This window comes from Spirosoma koreense (genome assembly GCF_054777875.1).
In genome coordinates, this window is the sequence record NZ_BAAHAC010000005.1 from 861,728 (window position 1) to 886,877 (window position 25,150).

Here is a 25,150-nt window from a genome sequence, read left to right on the forward strand (position 1 = left end):
CAAATTTATCGATCAACTCAACCGCCCGACCCGTGTTTATGATCCCGCTATCCGTTGAATCACTGCCACTCATCCAACCCCGCACCGACGTTAGTCTGCCCGAACTTCCACTGCTCCATTTGCCCGAGCGGGTGCTTCAGTTCGGCACCGGAGTGCTGCTGCGTGGGCTTCCCGATTTCCTGATCGACAAGGCGAATCGACAGGGTATTTTCAACGGTCGGATCGTTGTTGTGAAATCGACGGATGGGGGCGACATGACCGCCTTCGGTCGGCAGGATAACTTATATACACTCTGCATTCGGGGCGTCGAAAACCGGCAGCTTGTCGAACAGAACGTCGTTTGCTCAGCCATCAGCCGGGTGCTGTCGGCCAAGCAGCAGTGGAATGACGTTCTTCAGGTGGCTACCAGCCCCGATTTGCAGATCGTGATTTCCAACACCACCGAAATCGGCATTCAACTCGTGCAGGACGATATCCGGCAGGCTCCACCCCAATCGTTTCCGGGTAAGCTACTGGCCGTGCTGTACGCCCGTTATCAGGCTTTTGCCGGCGATCCGTCGAAAGGCCTGGTCATTGTACCGACCGAACTAATTCCCGAAAATGGTACCAAACTCGAAGCGATCCTGCTCGAACTGGCGCATCGGAACGAGCTGGAAAGCGGGTTCATCGACTGGCTCGAAACGGCCAATACCTGTTGCAATTCGCTCGTCGACCGAATCGTGCCGGGTCGTCCTGATCCGGCCACCCAGCACGCCCTGACCGAGCAACTGGGGTACGAAGACGAACTGCTGACCATTTCGGAAGTGTACCGGCTGTGGGCCATCGAGGGCGACGAACACGTGCAGCAGGTGCTGTCGTTCTGCAAAGCCGACGAAAACGTCATCATCCGGCCCAACATCGACCTGTTTCGCGAACTGAAACTTCGACTGCTCAACGGAACCCATACGCTCAGCTGCGGGCTGGCGTTCCTGAGCGGGTTCGACACGGTGCGGAATGCGATGGATGACGAGCGGATGTCGGCGTTTATCAGCAGCGTCATGTTGGGCGAACTGATTCCGGGCATTCCGTATGCGGTCGATGAGAAAGCTGCCCAGCGCTTCGGGTTTCAGGTGCTGGACCGGTTCCGGAATCCGTTTATCGAACACCGCTGGCTGGCGATCACGATGCAGTACTCGGCGAAAATGCAGATGCGAAACGTGCCGACCCTGCTGCACTACTACAAAAAACTCGGCGTAACCCCCCGCTACATCAGCCTGGGCTTTGCCGCTTACCTGCTGTTCATGCGGGCAACGACCCAACAGGATGAGGTCTGGTACGGCGAACGCAACGGTGAAATGTATCCGATCTACGATGCCCAGGCGGGTTATTTTGCCGATCTGTGGGCTCGCCTGAGTCCGGACGAACTGACCCGGGCCGTGCTGAAAAATACCGGGCTGTGGGGCCACGATTTAAGCCTGTTGCCGGGTTTTGCAGAATCCGTCGCGGGGTATCTGACACAACTGCTCGAACAGGGCGTTCTGGCGACCGTCTGTACGCAGTTCGAGCATTACGAAGCCGTAACAAAATGAAACAGAACGTAGTAAAAATACATCCCGACGATTCGGTACTGGTTGCCCTGAGCGATCTCGAGCCCGGCGAACGTGTCCAGTGGGACGGTGCTGCGCTGACCGTAACGGACGCGGTTCCCGCCAAGCATAAAGTCGCCATCCGGGCGTTTGCGCCCGGCGATCCAATTACGATGTACGGTGTACTGGTCGGGAAAGCGAAGCAACCCATTCCGGCGGGTGGCCGACTGACGACCTTCAACGTGCTCCACGCCACGAACAGCTACGACCTGAACAGCCCCTCGTATCAGTGGACAGCCCCGGCCGCCGACCGCTGGCAGGAACGGACGTTTATGGGGTATCACCGGTCGGATGGGCGCGTCGGAACGGCCAATTACTGGCTGGTAGTTCCGCTGGTATTCTGCGAAAACCGTAACATTCAGGTGCTGGAAGAAGCGCTCGTTCAGGATCTCGGCTACGCCCGACGACATAACTATCAGAACCAGACGCAGGAACTGATGGCGCTGGTGCAGGCCGGCCGCACGGTCGAAGAGGTGTTGCAGGCTGATCTGGAACAGACGGCGCAGTCGCTCAGCAGCTTGAACCGTAAGTCGTCCCGGCTGTTTCCCAACGTCGATGGGGTTAAATTTCTGGCTCACGAAGGCGGCTGTGGCGGCACCCGGCAGGATGCGCAGGCCCTCTGCGGACTGCTGGCGGGCTACATTACCCACCCCAACGTGGCGGGCGCTACGGTCCTGAGTCTGGGTTGCCAGAATGCGCAGGTGGGTATGCTGCAGGATGAAATCCGGAAGCGGAGCCCTCAGTTCGATAAACCCCTGTTCATTCTCGAACAACAGACCGTCGGCACTGAAGAATCGCTCATCAGTCTGGCCCTGCGGCAAACGTTTGCGGGGCTGATGCAGGCCAATGCCGCCATCCGGCAACCGGCTCCGCTCAGCAAACTGATCATCGGGCTGGAGTGTGGTGGCTCCGATGGCTTTTCGGGAATTTCGGCCAACCCCGTCCTGGGGCATGCCTCCGATCTGCTCGTAACGCTGGGCGGCACCGTCATTCTGTCGGAGTTTCCCGAGCTCTGCGGAGTCGAGCAGGAACTCTGCGATCGATGCGTAGATTCCGAAACCGCCGGTCGATTCCGGGAGCTGATGAACACCTACGCCCAGCGCGCGAAGGAAGCGGGCTCGGGTTTCGACATGAACCCGTCGCCGGGCAACATTCGCGACGGGCTGATCACTGACGCCATGAAGTCGGCGGGGGCGTCGAAAAAAGGCGGTTCGTCGCCGGTCGTCGCCGTGCTTGACTACCCCGAACTGGTCACGAAACCCGGACTGAATCTGCTGTGTACACCCGGCAACGACGTCGAATCGACAACGGCAGAAGTAGGATCGGGAGCAACGGTAGTTTTATTCACGACCGGGCTCGGAACGCCAACGGGTAACCCCATCGCACCGGTGGTGAAAATTGCCAGTAATACCGCCCTGGCGAACCGCATGCCTGACATCATCGACGTAAACACCGGTACGGTAATCGACGGAGAAGAAACCATCCAGCAAGCCGGAGAACGTCTGCTGGAACAGATTATCCGGGTGGCGAGTGGTGAAGTTGAAGTAGCCGCCGTTCGCCACGGCCAGGACGATTTTATTCCCTGGAAACGGGGAGTTTCCCTTTAGATTTTTAATGAATAATGGATAATGTAAAATGAATAATACTGGCTGGGGTGAGTCAATGTCATTATGCATTGTTCATTATCCATTGTACATTATTCATTATCCATTGTTTCTCCATCATTGACTATGAAAAAGCCCTTTCTGAACGAGGATTTTCTGCTGGAGACCGAAACTGCCCAGCAGCTCTATCACCAGTTTGCCAAATCGATGCCGATCATCGATTACCATTGCCATCTTCCACCCGATCAGATTGCCGAAGACCGGACGTTTGAGAACCTGACGCAGATCTGGCTCTACGGAGACCATTATAAGTGGCGGGCCATGCGTACCAACGGTGTCGACGAAAGCTACTGTACCGGTCGGCAGGATGATTTCGCCAAATTTCAGAAATGGGCCGAAACGGTGCCCTATACCGTCCGGAATCCGCTTTACCACTGGACGCATCTGGAGTTGCAACGCTATTTCGGCATCACGGAAATCCTGAACGGCCAGAGCGCCCGGCGCATTTACGACGCCTGCACCGAACAACTGCAATCACCGGCGTTTTCGGTTCGGAATTTACTTCGTCGGATGAATGTAGAAACCGTCTGCACGACCGACGATCCGGTCGATTCGCTGGAGTATCACCAGGCGCTGGCTGATTCGGGGTTTGAGATCAGCGTACTCCCCGCTTTCCGGCCCGATAAAGCCATGGCGGTAGAAGACCCCGTAGCATTCAACCAGTATGTCGCCCGGCTGGAAGCGGCCAGCAACGTGTCCATTACGAACTTCGGTGATTTTCTGGAAGCGCTACGGCAGCGCCACGATTACTTTGCGTCGATGGGCTGTAAACTGTCTGACCACGGTCTGGAACAGATTTACGCCGAGGACTACAGCGAGGCCGATGTTCGGGCTATTTTCGATAAAATCCGGTCGGGGCACGCTCTGACCGGAGCGGGTATGCTGACCTTTAAATCGGCGATGCTGGTCTACCTGGCCGAAATGGACTGGGAGAAAGGATGGACGCAGCAGTTTCATCTGGGGGCGCTGCGGAACAACAACTCGCGCATGCTCCGGCAACTCGGTCCGGATACGGGCTGGGACAGCATCGGCGATTTCTCGCAGGCGCGGGCGCTGGCGCGCTTCCTCGACCGGCTCGACGCGTCGGACAAGCTGGCGAAGACGATTCTATACAACCTCAACCCGGCCGACAACGAACTAATGGCAACCATGATCGGCAATTTCAACGATGGGTCCGTGGCCGGAAAAGTTCAGTTCGGCTCGGGCTGGTGGTTTCTGGATCAGAAAGACGGGATGGAGAAACAGATCAATGCGCTGTCGAATATGGGTTTATTGAGCCGGTTCGTGGGTATGTTGACCGACTCCCGGTCTTTCCTGAGTTATCCGCGACACGAATATTTTCGCCGGATTCTGTGCAACCTGTTCGGTAACGACATTGAAAGTGGCCAATTGCCCGACGATATGGACTGGATAGGGCAGGTTGTACAAAACATTTGCTACGGCAACGCCAAAACCTATTTTGGTTTCAGCAGCAAGCCTCTGGCGATGGCAGTTTAAATGATATTGTGTAACGCGGGTTTCCAAGGCAGCGGCCGACCGTCCGCGTTACACCACCAAATGACCCTATTACAAAGTCAGAAAATGAACAGCGTTTGTTGCTTCGGTGAGTTGTTGTTACGGTTTTCGCCCCTTGCGAATGGCGAGTGGATTCGGCAGGCGACTATGCCCGTGTTTATCGGCGGGGCCGAACTGAACGTCGCGACGGCGCTGACTCAGTGGGGTGTTCCGGTAAGCTACAGTACCGTATTGCCCGAAAATGCCCTCGCCGACGACATCATCGCCTACGTGGCTAGTAAAGGCATTGATTCCTCGCGGATTTTAAGGTTTGGGCAGCGAATCGGCAGCTACTTTCTCGCTCAGGGAACCGACCTGAAAAACGCTGGGGTCATTTACGACCGGGCACATTCGGCTTTTTCGGAATTAGCACCCGGTAAGGTCGACTGGGATACGGTGCTGGACAAAACGAGCTGGCTGCATGTGAGCGCAATCAGCCCCGCCCTGAATGCCAATGTGGCTGCCGCTTGCCGCGAACTGCTGGCTGTGGCCAGCGGGAAAGGCATTACCGTATCGATTGACCTGAACTACCGGGCGCGGCTCTGGCAGTACGGCATGGCACCGACCGAGATCATGCCGGGCCTGGTCGAGTACTGCGATGTGGTGATGGGTAATATATGGGCGGCCAACACCCTGCTCGGCATGCCGATCGATGAACGCAGTCTTGCTAGGGGACAACAGGAAGATTATCTGGCGCATGCGCTGGCCACGTCGGAAGCTGTTCAGGAACGGTTTCCGCGCTGTAAGGTGGTGGCCAACACCTTCCGGTTCGACCGGCCACCCACCGGACTGCGTTATTACACAACTCTTTACATCGCTGGCAAGCAGTACGTTTCACCCGAATTAGTGACGGAATCCGTAGTCGATCGGGTGGGCAGTGGCGACTGTTTTATGGCTGGTCTGATCTACGGACTTTACAACCAGCATGCCCCTCAGGACATTGTCGATTTTGCCGCTACGGCTGCTTTTGGCAAATTGCAGGAATTAGGCGATGCAACGCAGCAGTCCGTCGTCGATATTACGAAACGGTTATATCCATTAACGTCCTTAACGTAAGGTTGTCATGTCCTCATTCTCATCCGAAAAAATCCTTGATCTAGTCATCAGTCACCCGATTGTACCGGTATTTTATCATCCCGACGCTCAGCAGGCGCAGGCCATCGTGCAGGCCTGTTACGACGGCGGCCTTCGCGTTTTTGAATTTACGAACCGGGGCGATCAGGCCCTGGCGGTTTTTACCCAACTGGTTGGCTACGTTCGGGAAAATTGCCCCGAGATGGCGCTGGGCATCGGTACGATCCTGACGCCCGAAGACGCCGAAAAATTCCTGGATGCCGGTGCTCATTTCGTGGTGCAGCCCGTAACGACGCCCGCCGTGGGTGACGTCTGCAAAGCCCGCGGTATTCCCTGGATGCCCGCCGGCTCAACCCTGAACGAAATTTACCAGGCGACACTGCTGGGAGCCGATCTGGTCAAAGTGTTTCCCGGTAACGTCGTCGGTCCCGATTTCATAAAAGCCATCAAAGGGCCTATGCCCAAACTCAAACTGATGGTTACAGGTGGGGTCGAACCGACCATCGACAGCCTGTCGGCCTGGTTCCGGGCGGGCGTAACGGCCGTCGGTATTGGATCGCAACTCTTCTCCGGGCAAAACGCCGACCCGGCCATCCTGCGGGAGCGCGTGGCCGCCCTGGTTCAGATGGTTACACCCTTTATTCCCCAACCCGCATGACTAAACCCACTGGAAACTATCGCTGGACCATCGTAGCACTGCTGTTCTTCGCGACGACCATCAATTACCTTGACCGACAGGTGGTTGGGCTGCTGAAACCTACGCTGGAGAAAGAATTCGACTGGTCGGAACTCGACTACAGTCGCATTGTTCAGGTATTCTCGGCCGCTTATGCCATTGGCCTGCTGATCTTCGGGCGGTTCATCGACCGGATCGGCACCAAGCTGGGCTATACGCTGGCGATTATTTTCTGGAGTCTGGCCGCTATGGGCCACGCCCTGGCATCGAGCACGATGGGATTCATTTTTGCCCGTATCGGACTCGGGCTGGGCGAAGCGGGTAACTTTCCGGCAGCTATCAAAACCGTAGCCGAGTGGTTTCCGAAAAAAGAGCGGGCGCTGGCAACCGGTATATTCAACTCGGGAGCCAACATCGGCGCGGTTATAGCCCCGATTCTGGTCCCCTGGATTCTGGGCGTTTATGGCTGGGAAATGGCCTTTATCGTTACCGGGGCCGTCGGATTTATCTGGCTGGTTTTCTGGTACGTTACCTACGAAATTCCGTCTAAGCAGGCTAAATTGTCGAAAGAAGAATACGACTACATCCACAGCGATAACGAAACCACCCCCGACGAAGTCGCCGATCATGGGAAACCCGTTTCGTGGGGGCAACTGCTGAGCAAGCGGCAGACCTGGGCGTTCGTGTTCGGAAAAATGCTGACCGACCCCATCTGGTGGTTTTTTCTGTTCTGGTTGCAGGATTATTTCTCTACGACGTTCCACCTGGATACCAAAAAACCGAACCTGTACCTGGCTGTGCTGTACACCCTGGTCAGCATTGGAAGTATCGGAGGGGGGTACCTCTCATCGACGTTGATCAGTCGCGGCTGGAGCGTTTGGAGGGCGCGAAAAACCGCCATGTTTATTTTCGCGTTGCTGGTCATCCCGGTTATTGCTGTCCGGTTTGGGCCAGGAATCTGGACGGCCGTAGCGTTGATCGGGCTGGCCGGTGCGGCTCACCAGGCCTGGAGCGCCAATATTTTCACGACGGCCTCCGACATGTTTCCGAAGCGGGCGGTTAGCTCGGTAGTGGGTATTGGTAGTATGGCCGGATCGGTCGGCGGGATCATTTTTCCGGAAATTGTCGGGCGCATTCTGGACAACTACAAACGCATTGGTGATATTCAAAGTGGCTACGGCATCATCTTCCTGATGTGTGGTTCGGCCTACCTGCTGGCCTGGCTGGTCATGCACCTGCTTACCCCAACTATGCAACCCGTCCGGCTGGAAACGCCCGAGTCGGAACCGGTAGCGTAACGTCTGTAAAAATCAATGTTTTAGGCTTTCGGTCTGACCTGTAAAACCCGTCAGCCGAAGCCTAAAACATTACTCATGTTCACTAGGTAAGAATAGGTAAGATTGTATTGATTTTGTTGATTATTTAGATCGTTCGTCCGGGCGATCCATGCGTCAACGAGATCGACGGCAAGGCTATTGCCTTGCCAAATTCCAGTTGATCCTACCTAAAAATCTATTTAATCTGTAAACTATCTATTCATATAAATTCCTTCCAGTACTATGGACGTTCAGCAAATGGAAATCAGCGCTTCGCATCCCCTGGCGTTACCCGTTGGTGTAACCCTCGACCGCTACATCATGAACCGGCAAACGGCTTTCCCCTACGCCACCGGCGAACTCTCGCAGTTGCTGCGTGACATCGCGCTGGCCGGAAAAATCATTCACCGCGAGGTGAACCGGGCGGGGCTGATCGATCTGACCGGCGGCATGGGCGTTCAGAATGTGCAGGGCGAAAGCCAGCAAAAACTGGATATGATCGCTAATATCCGGTTTTGCCGGGCGCTCAAAAATGGGGGAGAAGCGTGTGCGATTATTTCGGAAGAAGACGAAGACATTGTCTTCACGGGCAACAACCACGGCAAATACGTCGTGGCAATCGATCCGCTGGATGGTTCCTCGAACATCGACGTGAACGTATCCATCGGTACGATCTTTTCCATCTACCGCCGGATAACTCCCATTGGATCGGAACCGACGCTGGATGATTTTTTGCAGGGTGGCCGGCGGCAGGTCGCAGCGGGGTATATTCTGTACGGCTCCTCGACGATTCTCGTGTATACGACCGGCCACAGCGCCAACGGATTTACGTACGACGCGTCGCTGGGCGAATTTATCCTGTCGCATCCGGATATTCACAGCCCCGTCAATGGCCAGATCTATTCCTGCAACGACGGGAACGTCGACAGCTACGAAGAGGGCGTACAAAATTACCTGACCAGTTGCCGGAAGAAACAGTTTACAGCGCGGTACATCGGGTCGCTGGTGGGCGATTTTCACCGTAACCTGCTGAAGGGAGGAATTTATTTGTACCCATCTACCAAAAAGAACCCGGACGGAAAATTACGGCTGCTCTACGAAGCGTTCCCACTAGCGTTTATCGCCGAAAAAGCCGGTTGCCTGGCCACGTCGGGACACCGGTCGGTGCTCGACATCAAGCCCACCAGCCTGCACCAGCGGACGCCCCTGTACATCGGTGCGCCCATGATGGTCGAAAGCCTCATCGGCCTGTTGAAGTAAACTTAACCTTCGTTCTGTTGGCGGTATCGAATTAATTCATCGATACTGACCAGCTTCATCCCAAATCGATCGGCGATCTGCCGCAGTTCGGGCAGGCGAGCCATCGAACCATCTTCGCTCAGCACTTCGACCAGCACACCCGAGGGTTTGAAGCCCGCCAGTACCGCTAGATCCATAGCCGCTTCGGTATGTCCGGGGCGGCTCAGTACACCACCCGCCTGGGCGATAAGCGGAAAAATATGGCCCGGCCGACCAAAATCGTCGGGATGGATGCTGGGATCGGCCAGCGCCTGAATGGTTTTGGCGCGGTCATGTGCGGAAATTCCCGTACCACAACCAAACCCTTTTAAATCGACGGAAACGGTGAACGCGGTTTGATGAGTAGCGGTGTTTTGCTCGACCATCAGCGGCAGTTGCAACTCCTGGCAGCGTGCTTCGGTCAGGGAAACGCAGATGAGTCCGCGTGCTTCTTTGGTCATGAAGTTAACCAGCGCCGGGGTGATGCATTCCGACGCGCCGATCATATCGCCTTCGTTCTCGCGATCTTCATCGTCCACCACAATAATCAGCTCGCCCCGGCGAATCGCGTCGATACCTGCTTCAATCGGGTCCAATAACCGTTCGTTCATTCCGTACCTTATCAGTGAATACGCAAAGTACGGTCATTCTGGTGGGTAAACTGGTATTCGATTGATCAAATTGCCGCGATCGCTGCCTGCCAACCCGCATAACTTCCGGCTACTGAGGTATTTATTTCATTCGGTTCAACGGCCAATTTGTCGGCGTTTAATTCCTGTAAATGCGCCAGGTCTTTGTAGAGTCCGGTTTTCAGGCCTGCCAGATAAGCGGCACCCAAAGCCGATACGTCGGGCATGGCACGGTTGACCACCGCTTTCCCGAGCAGATCCGCCAGAAATTGTACGACGAACCGGTTGGCGCTGATGCCGCCGTTCACCATCAGTTCTTCGAGCGGAATGCCCGTATCCTGCTCCATCGCGACGATGACATCCTTGATCTGGTATGGAATGGACTCCAGAGCCGCCCGAACGATGTGGTTTTTGGTCGAACCGAACGTCAGCCCCGAGATCGACGCTTTGCGGGCCATCTGCCAGTGAGGAGCGCCCAGTCCGCTGAATGCCGGGATGATGTACACGCCCCCGTTGTCGGGGACCGCCGTCGCCATTGCTTCGGTTTCGCGGCTCTCGGCGAATAAGCCCAGGCTGTTTTTCAGCCACTCGATGGTGGCGCCACACGTGACGATAACCCCCTCCAGCGCATAATCTACGCGTGCTTCGGTGCTCCAGCAGATGGTCGTCACCATACCGTGCTGCGAGGGTTTCAGGGACTGGCCAATGTTCATGATAATCGAACAGCCGGTGCCCAGGGTAGCTTTGGCTGTTCCGGGCGTGAAACAACCCTCGCCAAACGCGGCCGCGTGCGAATCACCGATGAGGCTGGTAATAGGCAGAATATGGTCGAACAGACCATTGAAATTCGACTCGCCGAAGAAAGCCGAAGAAGGTTGGGGCTCGGGTAGATTCAGTTTCGATAACCCAAACCGGGCGAGCAGTTCCTGATCCCAGCTAAGGGTTTGGAGGTTAAAAAACAGGGTTCGGGAAGCGTTGGTATAGTCGGTAAGGTAGCGCTGGCCGTTGGTCAGTTTGTACAGCAGCCAGGTGTCGATTGTACCGAAATAGGCTTTGCCCGCATCGATGGCCTGCCGGACGGTTTCGTCATGCTCGTACAGCCAGATGAGCTTGGTACCCGAAAAATACGGGTCGATGAACAGGCCGGTTTTTGCCTGAATGATCTCCTCGAGTCCTTCCGCTTTGAGTCGTTCGCACACCGCAATCGACCGCTTGCATTGCCAGACGATGGCGTTGTGCAGGGGTACGCCGGCTTCATCCCACACCACAAACGTTTCGCGCTGATTCGAAATCCCGCACGCACTGATGGCTTTTAGGTTCCCGCCCTCCGCAGCAAACGTGCCGATGCATTTGCCGACCGAAGCCAGCACATTCCGGAAAATGCCTTCCGGGTCCTGTTCTACGTAGCCGTCCCCGAAATAGTTTGTCGTCAGCGGCTCCGAAGCGCGGGCCACAACCTGACCGGCTTCGTCAAACAAAAGGGTTTTGGTACTACTGGTGCCCTGATCGATGGCGAGGATGTAGGAAGAAGTCATTGGAGGTTAATGTATAATGAATAATGGTTAATGAAAAATGAGTGTTGAGGTCAAATTGCTTCCTGTCAATGTGGTAGTGTTAACTATTATTCATTGTACATTATTCATTATTCATTTTTTACGTTCGATTTGTCGATGATCACGGCCAGCAGGATGACGAAACCTTTGACGACCTGTTGCCAGAACGGCGACACGTTCAGAAGCACCAGCCCGTTGTTCAGCACCCCGATGATGATAGCTCCCTGCACCGTTCCTAAAATACTGCCGCGTCCGCCGGAAAGCGAGGTGCCACCGATTACGACGGCGGCAATGGAGTCCAGCTCGTAGCTGGTGCCGGCGTTGGGCTGGGCCGAATCCAGCCGGGAAGTGACCAGCAGCCCACCCACGGCGGCCAGCGCCCCGGCAATGGTGTACACGGCCAGCTTGATTCGGTTAATATTGACGCCCGATAGCCGCGCTGCGCTTTCGCTGCCGCCAATGGCGTAGATGTAGCGACCCAGACGGGTTTTGTTCGTGACCAGCACGGCAATGGCTACGATGATACTCGATAGCCAGACGGGTAAAGGAATGCCCAGAAACCAGCCGGTGCCCAGAAAGGTGAACGAGTCGCCCAAGCCGGTGATGGGAAAGCCTTCGGTCCAGAGCATAGTCAGGCCCCGCGCGATGGTCAGCATGGCCAGGGTGGCAACAAACGGCGGGAGGTTGAATCGGGTGATAGCCCAGCCGTTGAACCAGCCCAGCGCCGAACCCGTTAGGATTCCCGCCAGTATAGCGCCGAGCAGGGTGAACCCGATGTATAGATTGGCCGATGGAATTGGGATGCCGTTGCGCAGGAGCCCCGCAGTGATTGCCCCCGACAGCGCCAGCACCGAACCCACGGACAGGTCGATGCCCGCCGTTAGCACCACCAGCGTCATGCCCGTCGAGATGCAGACGTTGACCGAAATCTGCCGCAGCACGTTCCAGAAATTGGCTATCGTCAAGAATTTATCGGATAACAGGCTAATGCCCAGACAAAGAATGAACAGGGCGATCAGCGACTGAAACTTAGTCAGTAAAGGCCGGTAGGTCGTGAGTGTAGATTGCATAAGAGAGGGTAATGGGTAATATATAATGGGTAATGTATAATGAAAAATGCATAATGTAACATATTGATTGTCAAGGGATTTTGTTGAGGTGATTAACCATTATACATTATTCATTATCCATTAAGTTTTCGGAATAGCCGCTTTTAAAATCGAATCTTCGGAGGCATCCTGCACAGCCATTTCGGCGGTTAGGGTGCCTTCGCACAGAACCAGAATCCGGTCCGATATCGCCAGAATTTCGGGGAGTTCCGACGAAACGACCAGAATGCCCATGCCTTCGTCGGCCAGTTGCAGAATCAGGCGGTAAATTTCATTCTTGGCGTTGACGTCGATGCCGCGCGTCGGTTCGTCGAGCATCAGTAGCTTCGGGTGCGTCGCCAGCCATTTCGACAGCACAATCTTCTGCTGGTTGCCACCGCTCAGGTTTTTAGCCGCCTGTTTTTCCGAAGGCGTCTTGATTCGCAAGTCCGCGATGTATTTCCTGGCCAGCGTGGTTTCTTTCGTCTGATTCAGCAAACCGGCCTGTTCAATGGCTTCGAGCGCCGTCAGGCTGATATTTGTCTGTACGTCCAGCCCCAGCACCAGTCCATCTTTCTTCCGGTCTTCGGGCACCAGCGCCAGACCCGACCGGATGGCATCGACCGGCGCTTTCAGGCGAACCGGCTGACCGTCGAGCTGAACCGTACCGCTGGACCGCTTCGGATGAAGCCCGAACAGAGATTCCAGCAACTCCGTCCGACCCGCGCCCATCAATCCGAAAATACCGACGATTTCTCCCCGTCCGACGGTAAACGAGATGTTTTTGAGCTGATTTTCCTGCACCCGTACCGGATGCTTCAGACAAAGCCCGTCCACCGACAGCAGCGACTCATACGCCCGATCGGCCGACTGACGACGGATACTCGTAATGGCGCGGCCCACCATTTTCCGGATCAGCGTGTCGTGATCGATGCCCTGCATCGAACCGGATTCGATGGATTTTCCGTCACGCAGGACCACGTAGCGATCCGCAATCGTGAACAGCTCATCCAGCTTATGCGAGATGTAGACAATGGCTTTGCCCGCCCGGCGTAGGTCGTCGATGATCGTAAACAAAACCGCCACTTCGCTGTCGGTAATGGCCGAGGTAGGTTCGTCCATAATGATCACGTCCGATTCCACCAACAATGCTTTCGCAATCTCGACCACCTGCTGCTGACCGACTTTCAGTTCGGCGACGAGCGTATCGGGATCGATGGAAAGTTTGAGTTTGTCGAGCAGCTCATGGGTTTTAGTGCGCATGGCCCTGCGGTCGAGCGTACCCCAGCGGGTGGTCAGTTCGCGGCCCAGGAAAATATTTTCCGTGATGCTGAGGTACGGAATCAGGTTCAGTTCCTGGTGAATGATGGCGATCCCGCAGGCCTGCGCGTCGCGGATGGTGTGGAACCGGACCGGCTCTCCGTTGAAGCGGATCTGACCTTCGTAGTCCGAATAAACCCCTGACAGAATTTTCATCAGGGTCGATTTCCCGGCTCCATTTTCCCCGATGAGGGCGGTGACCTGCCCCGCCATAAATTCCAGACAGACCTGGTCCAGCGCCGTCACGCCCGCAAATCGCTTGGTGATATTTTCCGCAACGAGGAGAGGGGGGAGGGGTAAGGGCAGAGGGTTTGGGGGTAAGGGCATGGGGCGAAGGGGGTAGGGTCTAGGATAAAGCGTATGGGTTTACCACATGCCCTATGCTATACAGCTATTGGGATCACTTCCAAATTTTCCAGATGCAGATGCGCCTGGTTCAATTCGATAGCACCGATGAACCGGACCGAACCGCCGGGTTTGGCGGTGGCTTTCAGGATCGGCGCCACTTTCTGGCGGATGATCGTGTTGAGTTCGGCTGAGACGTTGTTGAGATCCATCGTGTTGTCGAATTCCGTGATTCTGATGAGCCCCGAAGCATCACGGGCGGCATTGCCGAAAATGTATTCGGTCGCCAGTTTCACAACGTCGCCGGAGGGGAGAAGCACCGTAATGTCGTTGTCGCCGACCGCCGTAATCCTGCCTTCGCCTTTCACCAGAAAATAGCGGATGTTGCCGATGCCCAGCGCGTGCGAATAGGTGTCGAACGCTTTTTCTTTGTCCGACTTCAGCAAAGGGAGGAGCGTTGTTAGCTCGGTCGCTTTGGCCGAGTCGGGGAGCAGTTTCGTCTTCCAGAAGGTCTGGGCGTATGCGGCCGCGTCGAATTTCGTACCGGTACTGGCCCCCGCCGACGCGTTGACCTCATCCAGTTTTTTAAAGTAAACGGAGTTGTACGCGACAACCGCAATCAACACCAGCAGCAGGGCATATTTCAGGTTTTTCGGCATGGCTCGTCAGGATTTTTTAGTGCCCGGATAATCCTTGATATTTCCCTGATCGACTAGTTCGACCGCTACGGGTATCTTTTTGGCAAAATCGCGTTTGCCTTTGAAATACTCGTCCGCAAACTGAGCCGCGGTTTTAGCCATCGTCTGTGGTGACTGCAACCCCGTCGCTTTGATCTTACCATCGCGAATCGAGTTCATCACATCGTCGGCCCCATCGAAGCCGAACACCCCAACGTCTTTGGCTTTGCCGGCTGCGACCAGCGCCTGGTATGCGCCCATCGCCATGGCGTCGTTGCCGCAGAAAACTGCGTCGATATCGGGTTGCGCCTGCAGGATGGATTCAAGCACTTCCATTGCTTTGTTGCGGTCGAAGTCGGCGCTTTGCTGCGCGACCATTTTAAAATTCGGATACTGATCAACGACACTGTGAAAGCCTTTGGAACGGTTCCAGGTGTTGTTGTCGCCGACTAGTCCCAGAATCTCGACGTATTTGATCGGGGCGGCACTGGCTTTGGTCCGCAGGGTCTGTACGAAATATTTCCCGATGGCTACACAGCCCGAGTAGTTGTCGGACAGGATCTGACAGGTAGCGGCCTGGGACGAGTTGACTTCGCGGTCCATACAGAATACCGGAATGCCCGCGTCTTTGGCTTTCATGGCGTTCACGATCGATCCGTCGGAGTCCGTTGGGTTGAGCAGAATGGCGTTGAATCCCGACACTATTGCGTTCTCGAAATGGTCGCTTTCCAGCGCTGTGTTGTTCTGTGAATCGAAAATCTTGGTTTCGTACCCCAGCGCTTTGGCTTCAGCCGCTGCCGTTTCGGCCAGTACCACGAACCAGGGATTGTTGAGTGTAGAGACAATCACGGCCACTTTCTTCGGCTGGCCTGTATCGGTTTTCTTCGTACAACTCCCTGCCAGTATCAGCAGAGCCAGTACCCAGTGATAGTAATGTTTCATAGGAGGGAATGAATAATGGATAATGGATAATGGATAATGGATAATGGATAATGGATAATGGATAATGGATAATGGATAATGAGTAAGCGGCTGATTTCCAGGGTTGCTGCATTATGCATTCATTTTACATTATCCATTATTCATTGATCAGGGCATTACCGTTACAATCACCCGCTGATACCGGGTCAGGGCTGGGGTTCCCGTATCGGTCACGGCCAGGATGACATGAAAGGTTTCGGGCTTCGTTACGGCCGGTGCCACGACAAAAGCCTGTTTTTTCTGTTTATCCTGTATTTCCAGCGCCCGGCTGCTGTCGAACGTACCGGGTTCGCGGTAATAAATCCAGTCGTAGGTCAGCGTATGGCCATCCGGGTCGCTGGACCCGTCGGCGCTCAGCGTCACTTTTTCTCCGCTTTTTGCGCGGATCTGATTCGGGTGACCGAGTCGGGCAACAGGCGGATGGTTTGCATCTTTATACGGCTTGACCGTCCAGTCGATCCGGGCGGCAAAATCATGCTGATACGCTTTCCGCCACCGCCAGATCGTCGCTTTGTTGCTGGTGTACCAGCCGCTGTCGACGCCCATCACCTCATCTTCGGCATCCGACCAAAAGGGGCGCGTTTCGGGCTCGTAAAACCACTTGCGCATGCGGGGCGTGTAGAATTCGTAGCGACCGCCCCAACTCCCGTAATTCGGGTGCTCTGGATCGCTCAGGCCGTTGTTGATCAGAAACAGAAACGTCGGCGTGTCGCCTTCCATGAGAAATTTGGTGAATGGATGTTCCGCACCCAGCGGACCGTGATTTTTCCGGATGTGCTCGTCCAGCCACGGATTATCGACCAGACTGAAATCGGCGCCCTGAAATCGTCCGTGAAACTTATCGCCACTGATGCCGCTCCAGGTGGCATGGTGATAGGCTCCCCCCGCATGAAAGCCCGGACTGGCAATGTAAAACAGATTCGGGAACGTCTTCCGCAGCCATGGCCCGGTATCGTCCTGATCCGAAATAGTGTAGACCCGAAGTTTGGCCACAAACTTATCCAGGTCTTCGGGTGTGCGCGTCTGACGAACTTTCCAGAGGGCCTGCGCCAGGCAGTTGGCTCCACCCCAGACCGGAATCCAGACGGGGCGGTCATCTTTTTTGTCGACAACCGAAATAATCCATTCCGAACCCTCCGAATCTCTGCCCGGCCCAACGGCACTCATCCCGAAGTTTGGATAACCCGACTTGATGATGCTGGTCAGGTATTCGGTTTCGGGATAACCTTTTTCGTGCAGCAGTAAATTCGACCGAACCTTTCCATAGGCCGTCACGATCTGTTTGATGCGCTCCGGAGCCACCCGCTCTTTCTGGTGAACCGAGGTCGTCGCGATCAGGCCTTCTACGTCCCACTGATTTGCATACGTCAGAAAGCGCACCATCGACTGCGCATCGTCGGGTTCATTTTCAATGTCGGTGAGCACCAGCACCCGCAGTTTTGGCGGTGGTTGCTGGGCTGGGCTTCGTATCGCTAAGAGCGACAGCAAAACGAGTAAGATGGATTTCATGGTGGTTTAGGGTAGTGGTCCGATGTGTTTAATCCATTAACGTCAATGCTTCGGCAACGATGCCGTTTTCTGACAAACCGTAATGTGCCAAAATCTCAACCTGCGAACCCGTAACGGTGTATTCATCCGGAATTCCCATGATCCTGAATCGGTTATGGAAGCCGTTGGTCATCAGGAACGATGCACAGGCTTCGCCCAGACCGCCGAACACGCTGTGCTCTTCTACGGTCAGAATGGGGCAACCTTTGGCCGCGACCGTTGCCAGCAACTCGTAATCCAGTGGCTTGATCGTGTGCATGCTGATCACCGTTGCGCGCAGGCCGTGTACTGCTTCCAACTGGCGGGCGGCCTGTAGCGCCGGGTAAACCGTTTCGCCGGTACCGATCAGCACCAGGTCGTCGCCTTCGCAGATGATGCGGCCTTTCCCGAAGGCAAAATCCTGGTTTTCTTCGGACAGCAGCGGCATGGGCTTTTTGCCGAACCGCAGGTAAATCGGGTGTTCGGTTTCGGCGGCCAGACGAATAGCCTGCTCGGTCTCGAAATTGTCGGCGGGCGCTACGATAATCAGGTTGTGCACCGCTCGGAGTGCCGCAAAATCGTGCAGGCTGTGGTGCGTCGAGCCAAGCGCCCCGTAGCTGACACCCGCGCTGATGCCGATAAGCTTAACCGGATTGTCGGAATAGGCCACGTCGGTTTTGATCTGCTCGAACGACCGCGCCGTCAGGAAGCAGGCGGGCGAAACGGCAAAAACTTTCTTGCCCGTCGAAGCCAGACCCGCGGCTACCCCCACCAGATTCTGCTCGGCAATCCCAATCTCGATGTGCTGCGCCGGATATTTCTGCCCAAACGGCACCAGTTTTCCCGACCCTCGCGAATCGCTGGTGACGACCAGAATCTGTCTGTCGGTGCTGGCCAGTTCCTGTAGCGTGCTGGAAAACACATCCAGGTTGGCCAATTCTTTTTTATCGACTACTGTACTTACTTCTCCCATGGTTGTATCTTAATAAATGGTCATTTGCCTCGCCAGTCCGCCGGTGCTGTCATCGATGGTCATTTATCGGCAGCGACCAATGACTACAAATGACTATCAATGACAATCATTAACGCGCAGCTAATGACTAATTACTGGCCACTCATCAATTCCAGTTTAGCAAAGAAATCGGCGAACATCAGGCTGGTATCCAACTGCGTATACACCCGAATCGGTCTTCCTTTGTGGTTATGGGCATACGTTCCGGCCTGATTGATGCGGGGAGCCTGTCGAACGACGTAGCGACTCGATGAGGGGTCTGCTTCGAAGGACGATTGCAGCGCCGTGAGCAGTACCAGCGGGCTGTCGCCCAGCACGTACGTTTCGCCGATGTTTAGGAAGCGCTGGATGCGGGCCATCAGGGTTTCCAGCGTCCCGCTCAGGTAAGCACCCACTTTTCCGCGTGGCTTCACTTTGGTCAGCAACTGAGCATACGACAGCAGGCATTGCCGGTACACATCCCGCGGCACTTGCCACAACGGCAGCGCAGACCGGTTAAAAACCGCCCGGGCCGCTGCCTGATCGATATTCAGGTTGTATTCGACTTCCGTATAGCCCGGCGGAGGAAGGGCCAGTTCACTGTATTCGGCACCCCCGATCCAGATTAATGTCAGCTTATCGGCAATCTGCGGATTGGTCAGCGCAGCCGACGCAATTTCGGTAAGGCCGGCTCCGCAAACTACATAAAGAGGCAGTTTGGTATCGGTCCGTAAGGCTTCCTGGATAATGAAGGTAACGGCCTCGTTTTTGACGGGCGTGCTGTCGTTCGCCATGGCTGTGTTCGACCCCGCAAAGACAGGGATAGCTTTGGTCACGGCCATCACCTGGAGCACTTCCTTCGCTTTTTTAGCCGCGTTGTCGGCCTGAGTTGTAGATCGGTCGAAACCGTCGCCCACCCGCAGGTGAGAACCGATGATGGCCCGTACCTCCACCGACGGAGACATCAGCAGGTGGGCCAGTTGAAACAGACCGTCGGGGTCACCGCTGAAATCGTTGTCGACGATGATGCGCATGCGAGGCTCCACACCCGGCAGGCCTTTCGACTGGGCAAGCGCATGAAAAGAAACCGTTAGGCTGAGGAGCAAACTTAGCCAATATCCCTTTTTCAAAGCCCCGGAGTAACGCAGGTGGAAACCCGCGATTGTTAGCGAAACAGTGCGGGTGGAAACCCGCGTTACACGACCGTTCATAGTTGACTCGTTAATTCCTCCAGTGCCTGTTGGTATTGGTCCGGATTCGGAACGCCGTGGTGCCATTTGAGCTGGTTCTCCATGAAACTGACGCCTTTGCCTTTTACGGTATGCGCAATGATCAGGCTTGGTTTGCCGGGCTCGAAGGGCAGGGCGTCGAACGCTTCGGTCAGCGCATCGAAATCGTGGCCGTCGACATGCCGGACAGCCCAGCCGAACGCTTCGAATTTCTGGTCGAGCGGGTCGGTGCTGCATACCTCGGCGGTTGGCGCGGTAATTTGCAGGCCGTTTTTATCGACGATGGCGCAGAGGTTATCGAGCTTATACTGAGCCGCCAGCAGTGCCGCTTCCCAGTTCGAGCCTTCGGGTAGCTCGCCATCGCCCAGGAGCGTGAATACCCGGAAGGGTTTTTCATCCAGCTTAGCGGAAATGGCCGTACCGACGCTCAGCGAAAGCCCGTGCCCCAGCGAACCGGTGTTCTGTTCGACGCCTGCCACTTTTTTGGTTGGGTGACCAATGTAGTGCGACTTGTACCGGCACAGGGTTTCTAGGTCCGATTCCGGAAAGAAACCTTTGTCAGCCAGTACTACGTACAGTGCTTCAACGGTGTGTCCCTTACTCTGGATATACCGGTCGCGGTCCGGCGATTTGGCCGTTTCCGGGCTGACATTCAGTACGTTGTTGTACAACACATTCAGAATGTCGATGCAGGATAAACTGCCGCCTGTATGTCCCGCATTGGCACCGACGATGTACTTAAGGATATTTTTTCGATACGTAGCCGACTTGCGGGCTAGCTCCTGTGACGTCATGATGTTCGGTTTTGACGAGTTTTTCGACAGAATTGACAGCCGGGCCGACGCTTCGGATTACAGCCATAAAAAAACCTGTGCATCCTGTCGAAAAAAATTAATGCGAATAGACCTCCCAGCCCATATAATTTTCCATGGCTTCTTTCAGGATACCCGCGGTTTTGGAGGCATTCATCACCACGTGGTGCTCGAAGCCGTTCCGGCACACATACTGCATCAGTCCCTGCAGGTTATCGATCTGCGCCACGGCCCGATTGCCGAACGTGTTCAGCGCGTCGTCGGTCAGTCGGCCCTCGCCGATGTACGCTTTCATAATCCCTTTCGGATCGTCGGTGCTGATGCGCCCGAAGGTGAGGGGCGACGCGGGCGTGCGTCCGGCCAGCGCACCGTAGGTATTTTCTTCACCGACGGTGGTCCCCAGAATCGGGGCCGTGCTGATTTCGATATCGGGCAGGAACGACTTGGCCCAGTTACCGCAGTGGAACAGTACGCACTTGTTTTCATCGTCGGCGTAGTTGTTGTTCCAGTCGACGAGCGCGCTGGGTGACCCCGACGCCAGTTGCATGGCGTACATGCTGAGTGTACCTGTCACGTCGACTTCGCAGGCGCTGGGAAGCATGTTTTCGCTCATGATGCTCATGCTGGTACACACGTTACAGCCGTAGTTTTGCTGAAGCGAGGTCCAGCACTGAATGGCCGTGGCATCGAGCGCGTGTTCCTGCATGAAATCGTTCAGCACCACATCAAGCTTGGCAATCTGAACCAGCTTATCATCGGGGGTGCGGCCCGTCGGCGTGTAGGCTTTGATGGCGTCGAGCCGGTCTTTTACGGACTGATCGGCTGCGGTAAGTTTATTGGCAAACCCCAGAATATGCGACAGGTCGATGGTGACGACCGATATGCCATTTCGCTGGAGGATTTTTTCGCTATACCGAACCGTATTGAACGCGCCCGGACGCGCACCAACCGCCCCGATCCGCACGTTGCGCAACCCTTTGACGACCCGGCAAACGGCCAGAAAATTCTTCAGATCCGCTTCGAAGCTCGGGTCGGACGGATGCACGACGTGCTTTGTCGTCAGGGAGTACTTGATCCCGAACTGATACAGGTTATTGCAGACCGAAATCTTACCGCACCAGGCATCCCGACGACGAGCTACGTCGAGCCGGTTCAGATCATCGGGATAGGCCTGAATCAGCACCGGAACGTCCAGCCGGGCGAGTTTTAGGGTTTCGGCCACCCCTTTTTCGTCGCCGAAGTTGGGCAGCACAACCAGAACGCCCATGATCTCGTCGGCGTGTTTACGGAATAGTTCGGCGCATTTCTGAGCTTCCTGAAAAGTTTCGACGCCACCGAGCTTGGTGGCCGATTCGGGCAGCATGATCGGATTGACCCCGGCTTTCTGAAAGGCGAGCAGCAGATCGGCCCGGCATTCGCCCACTAATTTATCGGGGAAAAAATCCCGGTTACCAATAATCACCCCTAACGTAATCGGGGCACTTGTCTTTACATTCATGGGCTAGTAGATGTCAATTCGGCCAACGCGTAGGCTTGTACCAGCTAGACCGATCGAACAAAGATAAAAATGATAAATAGAAAATAAAAGAAAACAATCGAAAGTAAATCAATGGATATAATAAGCCATATGAGCACGAATAACGTTTATTGTGTGGGTTAATATAGTACAATGCCATGGGTAATATCCTATAAAAGTTGGTTGAACAGCTCATTTTTTGGATATATTCAATAATTAGTTTAGAGAAAGTCTATAAATTTTCTTTTACTTTCTAAAGGGTTCTTATTTTTGTTTTTTGATCGTATCCATTTGTATTCTGTATGAGAAAGTTACGCCTGGCCACTTTTCTACTTTTAGCATTCGTTTCGACTGGCTTTGCGCAACGTCAGGCAACCTGGATCTGGTATCCGGGTGATTTTGAGATCTGGCTGGGCAATTCCATGCAGAACCGGCGGACCGAGCGGACTACCTTTCTACCGCCGTTCTGGAAGCTCGACAGTCACTACAACCTCATCGATTTTCATAAGGATTTCGACCTGTCGCAGGTGGAAGAAGTCGATCTGTTTGTGGAAGGAAAATACAACGTCAAGGTCGACGGTAAGGCTTTTCCGGGCTATCCGAAACGAATCACAGTGCCCGCCGGCAAGCACAAACTAAGCCTGAAAGTGTTTTGTCAGGATCGGGTACCGGCGATTTATGTGCGGGGAAAAAACGTGGTTTCGGATGGCTCATGGCTCGTGACGTTCGAGGATAAAGAGTGGATCGACGAAACCGGGAAGGCATCCGATCAGTCGGGGACAACCTGGCTGAAAGCGGGCACCTGGAATTTCAATGACCCTCAATTGCCGCCATCGAAGTTTAAGCTGGCTACCAGGCCATTATCGGCCCTGAAGACCGAGAAGCAAACGCAGTCGATGCTACTGGATTTTGGCCAGGAAACCTTTGGATTCGTGAAACTGCACGGTTTGTCGGGTAAAGGGGCGGTCAATATTTATTACGGCGAATCGCGGGAAGAAGCGCTGGCAACGGACACCGGCGAAACTACCGATTTTCTGCAAATCGATCAGCGACAGAAACGGGATTCCACCATGGAGTTGACCAAAGCGTTCCGGTACGTGAATGTGCAGTTCGACGGCAGCGTTGCCATCGATTCGGTGTCGATGCTGTATGAGTACCTCCCCGTGGCCGACCGGGGTAGTTTCCGCTGCAACGACGAGCAGATCAACAAAATTTACGACGTAGCGACCTACACGCTGCACCTGAACACGCGCGAGTTTTTCATTGACGGCATCAAACGCGACCGCTGGATCTGGTCGGGCGATGCAGCCCAGAGTTATCTGATGAATTACTACCTGCTGTTCGACTCGCCTTCGGTAACGCGCACGCTGCTGGCTCTCCGCGGAAAAGACCCGGTGACGAGCCACATCAATACCATCATGGACTACACCTTTTACTGGTTCATCGGAATTTACGATTACTACCAGTACACGGGCGATAAGGCGTTTATTCAACAAGTTTATCCGCGCATGCAAAGCCTGTTGAACTATTGCCTGGGCCGCCGGAATAAAAATGGCCTGTTGGAAGGGCTCGCCGGTGACTGGGTGTTCATCGACTGGGCCGAAGGGCTGAGCAAGAAAGGCGAAGTGAGTTTTGAGCAGTTACTGTTTGCGCGGAGTCTGGAGACGATGGCGCTCTGCGCGGGCATTGTCAACGATACGCAGAATGTGGAAAAATACAACCAGCTGGCCGCCGACGTCAAAGATAAGCTGTTCCGTTCATATTGGAGCGACAGTAAACACGCACTGGTGCACAGCCGCGTGGATGGCGTCCCGACCGACAACGTCACGCGCTACGCCAACATGTTCGCAATCTTCTTCAATTACCTGGACGATGCGAAGAAACAGGCCGTCAAGCAGTATGTGCTGCTGAATCCGGACGTCCCCAAAATTACAACGCCATACATGCGCTTCTACGAACTCGAAGCCTTGTGCGCGCTGGGTGAACAGGCCTATGTAACGAAAGAAATTAAAGACTACTGGGGCGGTATGCTGACCCTGGGCGCTACCTCCTTCTGGGAAGAATACAATCCGGCCAAAAAAGGCGCGGAACACTACGCCATGTACGGCCGACCGTTTGGAAAAAGCCTCTGCCACGCCTGGGGCGCCAGCCCGATTTATCTGCTGGGAAAATATTACCTGGGCGTCAAACCGACATCGCCCGCCTACGCCACCTACCTAATCGAACCGCAGTTGGGTGGTCTGCAATGGATCGACGGGAAAGTGCCCACCCCCGACGGTGACGTCAGCGTATACTGCAGCGCCAGAGAGATCAAAGTAACCGGAGCCGCCGGAACCGGAAGCCTCCGCTTTAAAAGCAAAGCCAAACCCGTCTGTAAGCAGGGTGAGGTTAGGGCTATAGGCAACGGGGCCTACGAACTGACGGTCGAAAAGGGGAGAAGCTATGTGCTGAGTTACAAGCAGTAACGCGGGCGGTCGGCCGCAGCCGTGGCCACGGCTGCGGCCGACCGCCCGCGTTACTGCCTATTCCTTACCGGTGGCAAGTTTTTGTTGAGTAGCTTTAACAAAGTCAACGGATACCTCTGCAAGGTCAGCAATCTGCTCTACACTAAGCGATAGCTTTGCCAGCAAGTTTTTGACGATCCGTTCTTCACCTTTGTCGAGTCCGCGCAGGTAGAGAACATCCCGTTCTTCTACTGTCCATAGTGGTCTTTACTGTCTGTTCTAAATTACGCAATTGCGCCAGTACACGCACCTGATTGAAAGACCGTTGCAACCAATAAATATGCCTGCTTTGGTTTTCAAGGCTAGTAACGGTTATGTGCTGTTCTGGCATCGAATCTGTCTGGCGTTCTCCTGCTGTTTAAATTCTAACTTCCGGCGAGTGGAGTTCCGAAGATACCAACCGCCAGTTCTGCCCAAACAAGGAGCAGTGTAATCAGCAATATGGCACAAAGAGCAATTCGGTACTCGAACCGGGTTACTTTCCTCAGGACGAGTTCACAGAGGAGACCGGTGCCGTAAAGTAGAATACCCGCCACGATAAAATCGGACAGCGTCCAGTTCACTTCTGTGGTAAACTGCATTGCCAGCAAGGGGATGAACAACAGCGTTGTGATGGTCAGTAAAATGCCGGTAAATCGTTTGTTTTCAGTTGTCATGATGGTCTGGTTTATGATTTGATTGCAAATCTATAAAAGTACTTTGTAATACAAAGTAAATGATTGATTTTTTAATTATTTCGTTTCGCAACAGTGCCTCCATCTCAGCCGGGCGGCTGGTGTTCACCTGCTAAC

19 protein-coding genes and 1 pseudogene are annotated in these 25,150 nt (G+C 54.7%); 8 read left to right on the top strand and 12 right to left on the bottom strand.

Going from position 1 to position 25,150, the window contains the following annotated elements; all coding sequences use genetic code 11:
- Nucleotides 1-38 precede the first annotated feature (38 nt).
- The 7 genes from ACYVC2_RS09385 to fbp all read left to right on the top strand — a co-directional run bounded on the left by ACYVC2_RS09385 (nt 39) and on the right by fbp (nt 9,169).
- On the top strand, nt 39-1,568 hold the full coding sequence (locus tag ACYVC2_RS09385) for a tagaturonate reductase (RefSeq protein ID WP_461102046.1): 1,530 nt from the start codon (nt 39-41) through the stop codon (nt 1,566-1,568).
- Entirely contained in the window at nt 1,565-3,232 is a 1,668-nt protein-coding gene (locus tag ACYVC2_RS09390; RefSeq protein ID WP_461102047.1) for a UxaA family hydrolase, read from the top strand. Before ACYVC2_RS09385 ends, ACYVC2_RS09390 begins: the two co-directional genes overlap by 4 nt.
- A gap of 123 nt (nt 3,233-3,355) precedes the next feature.
- Nucleotides 3,356-4,786, top strand: coding sequence for a glucuronate isomerase (gene uxaC, locus ACYVC2_RS09395; RefSeq protein ID WP_461102048.1), 1,431 nt, complete (start codon nt 3,356-3,358; stop codon nt 4,784-4,786).
- Between the two features lie 84 nt (nt 4,787-4,870).
- Nucleotides 4,871-5,899: a sugar kinase gene (locus ACYVC2_RS09400; protein WP_461102336.1), complete on the top strand. Its 1,029-nt coding sequence runs from the start codon at nt 4,871-4,873 to the stop codon at nt 5,897-5,899.
- A gap of 7 nt (nt 5,900-5,906) precedes the next feature.
- Nucleotides 5,907-6,575 carry a beta/alpha barrel domain-containing protein gene (locus ACYVC2_RS09405; protein ID WP_461102049.1) on the top strand — a complete coding sequence of 223 codons (669 nt, stop codon included), beginning with the start codon at nt 5,907-5,909 and terminating at the stop codon, nt 6,573-6,575.
- The gene (locus ACYVC2_RS09410; RefSeq protein ID WP_461102050.1) at nt 6,572-7,891 is read left to right on the top strand and encodes an MFS transporter; all 1,320 of its coding nucleotides are present in this window, start codon (nt 6,572-6,574) and stop codon (nt 7,889-7,891) included. Before ACYVC2_RS09405 ends, ACYVC2_RS09410 begins: the two co-directional genes overlap by 4 nt.
- 276 nt (nt 7,892-8,167) lie before the next feature.
- Entirely contained in the window at nt 8,168-9,169 is a 1,002-nt protein-coding gene (fbp, locus tag ACYVC2_RS09415) for a class 1 fructose-bisphosphatase (RefSeq protein WP_461102338.1), read from the top strand.
- Between the two features lie 8 nt (nt 9,170-9,177).
- Here the strand turns inward: fbp and ribB are convergent.
- From ribB to ACYVC2_RS09470, 11 genes and pseudogenes are all read right to left on the bottom strand, one after another.
- Nucleotides 9,178-9,798: pseudogene (gene ribB / locus ACYVC2_RS09420) on the bottom strand (3,4-dihydroxy-2-butanone-4-phosphate synthase); the annotation flags it as partial.
- Between the two features lie 65 nt (nt 9,799-9,863).
- Nucleotides 9,864-11,351: an FGGY family carbohydrate kinase gene (locus tag ACYVC2_RS09425; RefSeq protein WP_461102051.1), complete on the bottom strand. Its 1,488-nt coding sequence runs from the start codon at nt 11,349-11,351 to the stop codon at nt 9,864-9,866.
- Between the two features lie 107 nt (nt 11,352-11,458).
- Complete coding sequence (locus tag ACYVC2_RS09430) at nt 11,459-12,439, bottom strand: ABC transporter permease (RefSeq protein ID WP_461102052.1); 981 nt, start codon at nt 12,437-12,439, stop codon at nt 11,459-11,461.
- 120 nt (nt 12,440-12,559) lie between these two features.
- A complete protein-coding gene (locus tag ACYVC2_RS09435; protein WP_461102053.1) occupies nt 12,560-14,104 on the bottom strand; it encodes a sugar ABC transporter ATP-binding protein in 1,545 nt (514 codons plus the stop codon).
- A 56-nt stretch (nt 14,105-14,160) separates the two neighbouring features.
- A complete protein-coding gene (locus ACYVC2_RS09440) occupies nt 14,161-14,781 on the bottom strand; it encodes a DUF2291 domain-containing protein (protein ID WP_461102054.1) in 621 nt (206 codons plus the stop codon).
- A 6-nt stretch (nt 14,782-14,787) separates the two neighbouring features.
- A complete protein-coding gene (locus ACYVC2_RS09445; protein WP_461102055.1) occupies nt 14,788-15,741 on the bottom strand; it encodes a substrate-binding domain-containing protein in 954 nt (317 codons plus the stop codon).
- 147 nt (nt 15,742-15,888) lie between these two features.
- A complete protein-coding gene (locus tag ACYVC2_RS09450) occupies nt 15,889-17,289 on the bottom strand; it encodes a DUF1593 domain-containing protein (protein ID WP_461102056.1) in 1,401 nt (466 codons plus the stop codon).
- Nucleotides 17,290-17,317: 28 nt separating this feature from the next.
- Entirely contained in the window at nt 17,318-18,280 is a 963-nt protein-coding gene (locus tag ACYVC2_RS09455) for a transketolase family protein (protein ID WP_461102057.1), read from the bottom strand.
- Between the two features lie 131 nt (nt 18,281-18,411).
- Nucleotides 18,412-19,509, bottom strand: a complete 1,098-nt coding sequence (locus tag ACYVC2_RS09460; protein ID WP_461102058.1) for a nucleoside hydrolase — start codon at nt 19,507-19,509, stop codon at nt 18,412-18,414.
- A complete protein-coding gene (locus ACYVC2_RS09465; RefSeq protein WP_461102059.1) occupies nt 19,506-20,321 on the bottom strand; it encodes a transketolase in 816 nt (271 codons plus the stop codon). The genes ACYVC2_RS09460 and ACYVC2_RS09465 overlap by 4 nt, the downstream gene beginning before the upstream one ends.
- Nucleotides 20,322-20,418: 97 nt before the next feature.
- On the bottom strand, nt 20,419-21,837 hold the full coding sequence (locus ACYVC2_RS09470) for an L-fucose/L-arabinose isomerase family protein (RefSeq protein ID WP_461102060.1): 1,419 nt from the start codon (nt 21,835-21,837) through the stop codon (nt 20,419-20,421).
- Between the two features lie 320 nt (nt 21,838-22,157).
- Between ACYVC2_RS09470 and ACYVC2_RS09475 the strand changes: the two genes are divergently transcribed.
- Nucleotides 22,158-24,320, top strand: coding sequence for an alpha-L-rhamnosidase-related protein (locus ACYVC2_RS09475; protein WP_461102061.1), 2,163 nt, complete (start codon nt 22,158-22,160; stop codon nt 24,318-24,320).
- A gap of 404 nt (nt 24,321-24,724) precedes the next feature.
- Here the strand turns inward: ACYVC2_RS09475 and ACYVC2_RS09480 are convergent, their stop codons facing one another.
- Nucleotides 24,725-25,015 (bottom strand): hypothetical protein, encoded by a 291-nt coding sequence (locus ACYVC2_RS09480; RefSeq protein WP_461102062.1) that lies wholly within the window; start codon nt 25,013-25,015, stop codon nt 24,725-24,727.
- Nucleotides 25,016-25,150 lie beyond the last annotated feature (135 nt).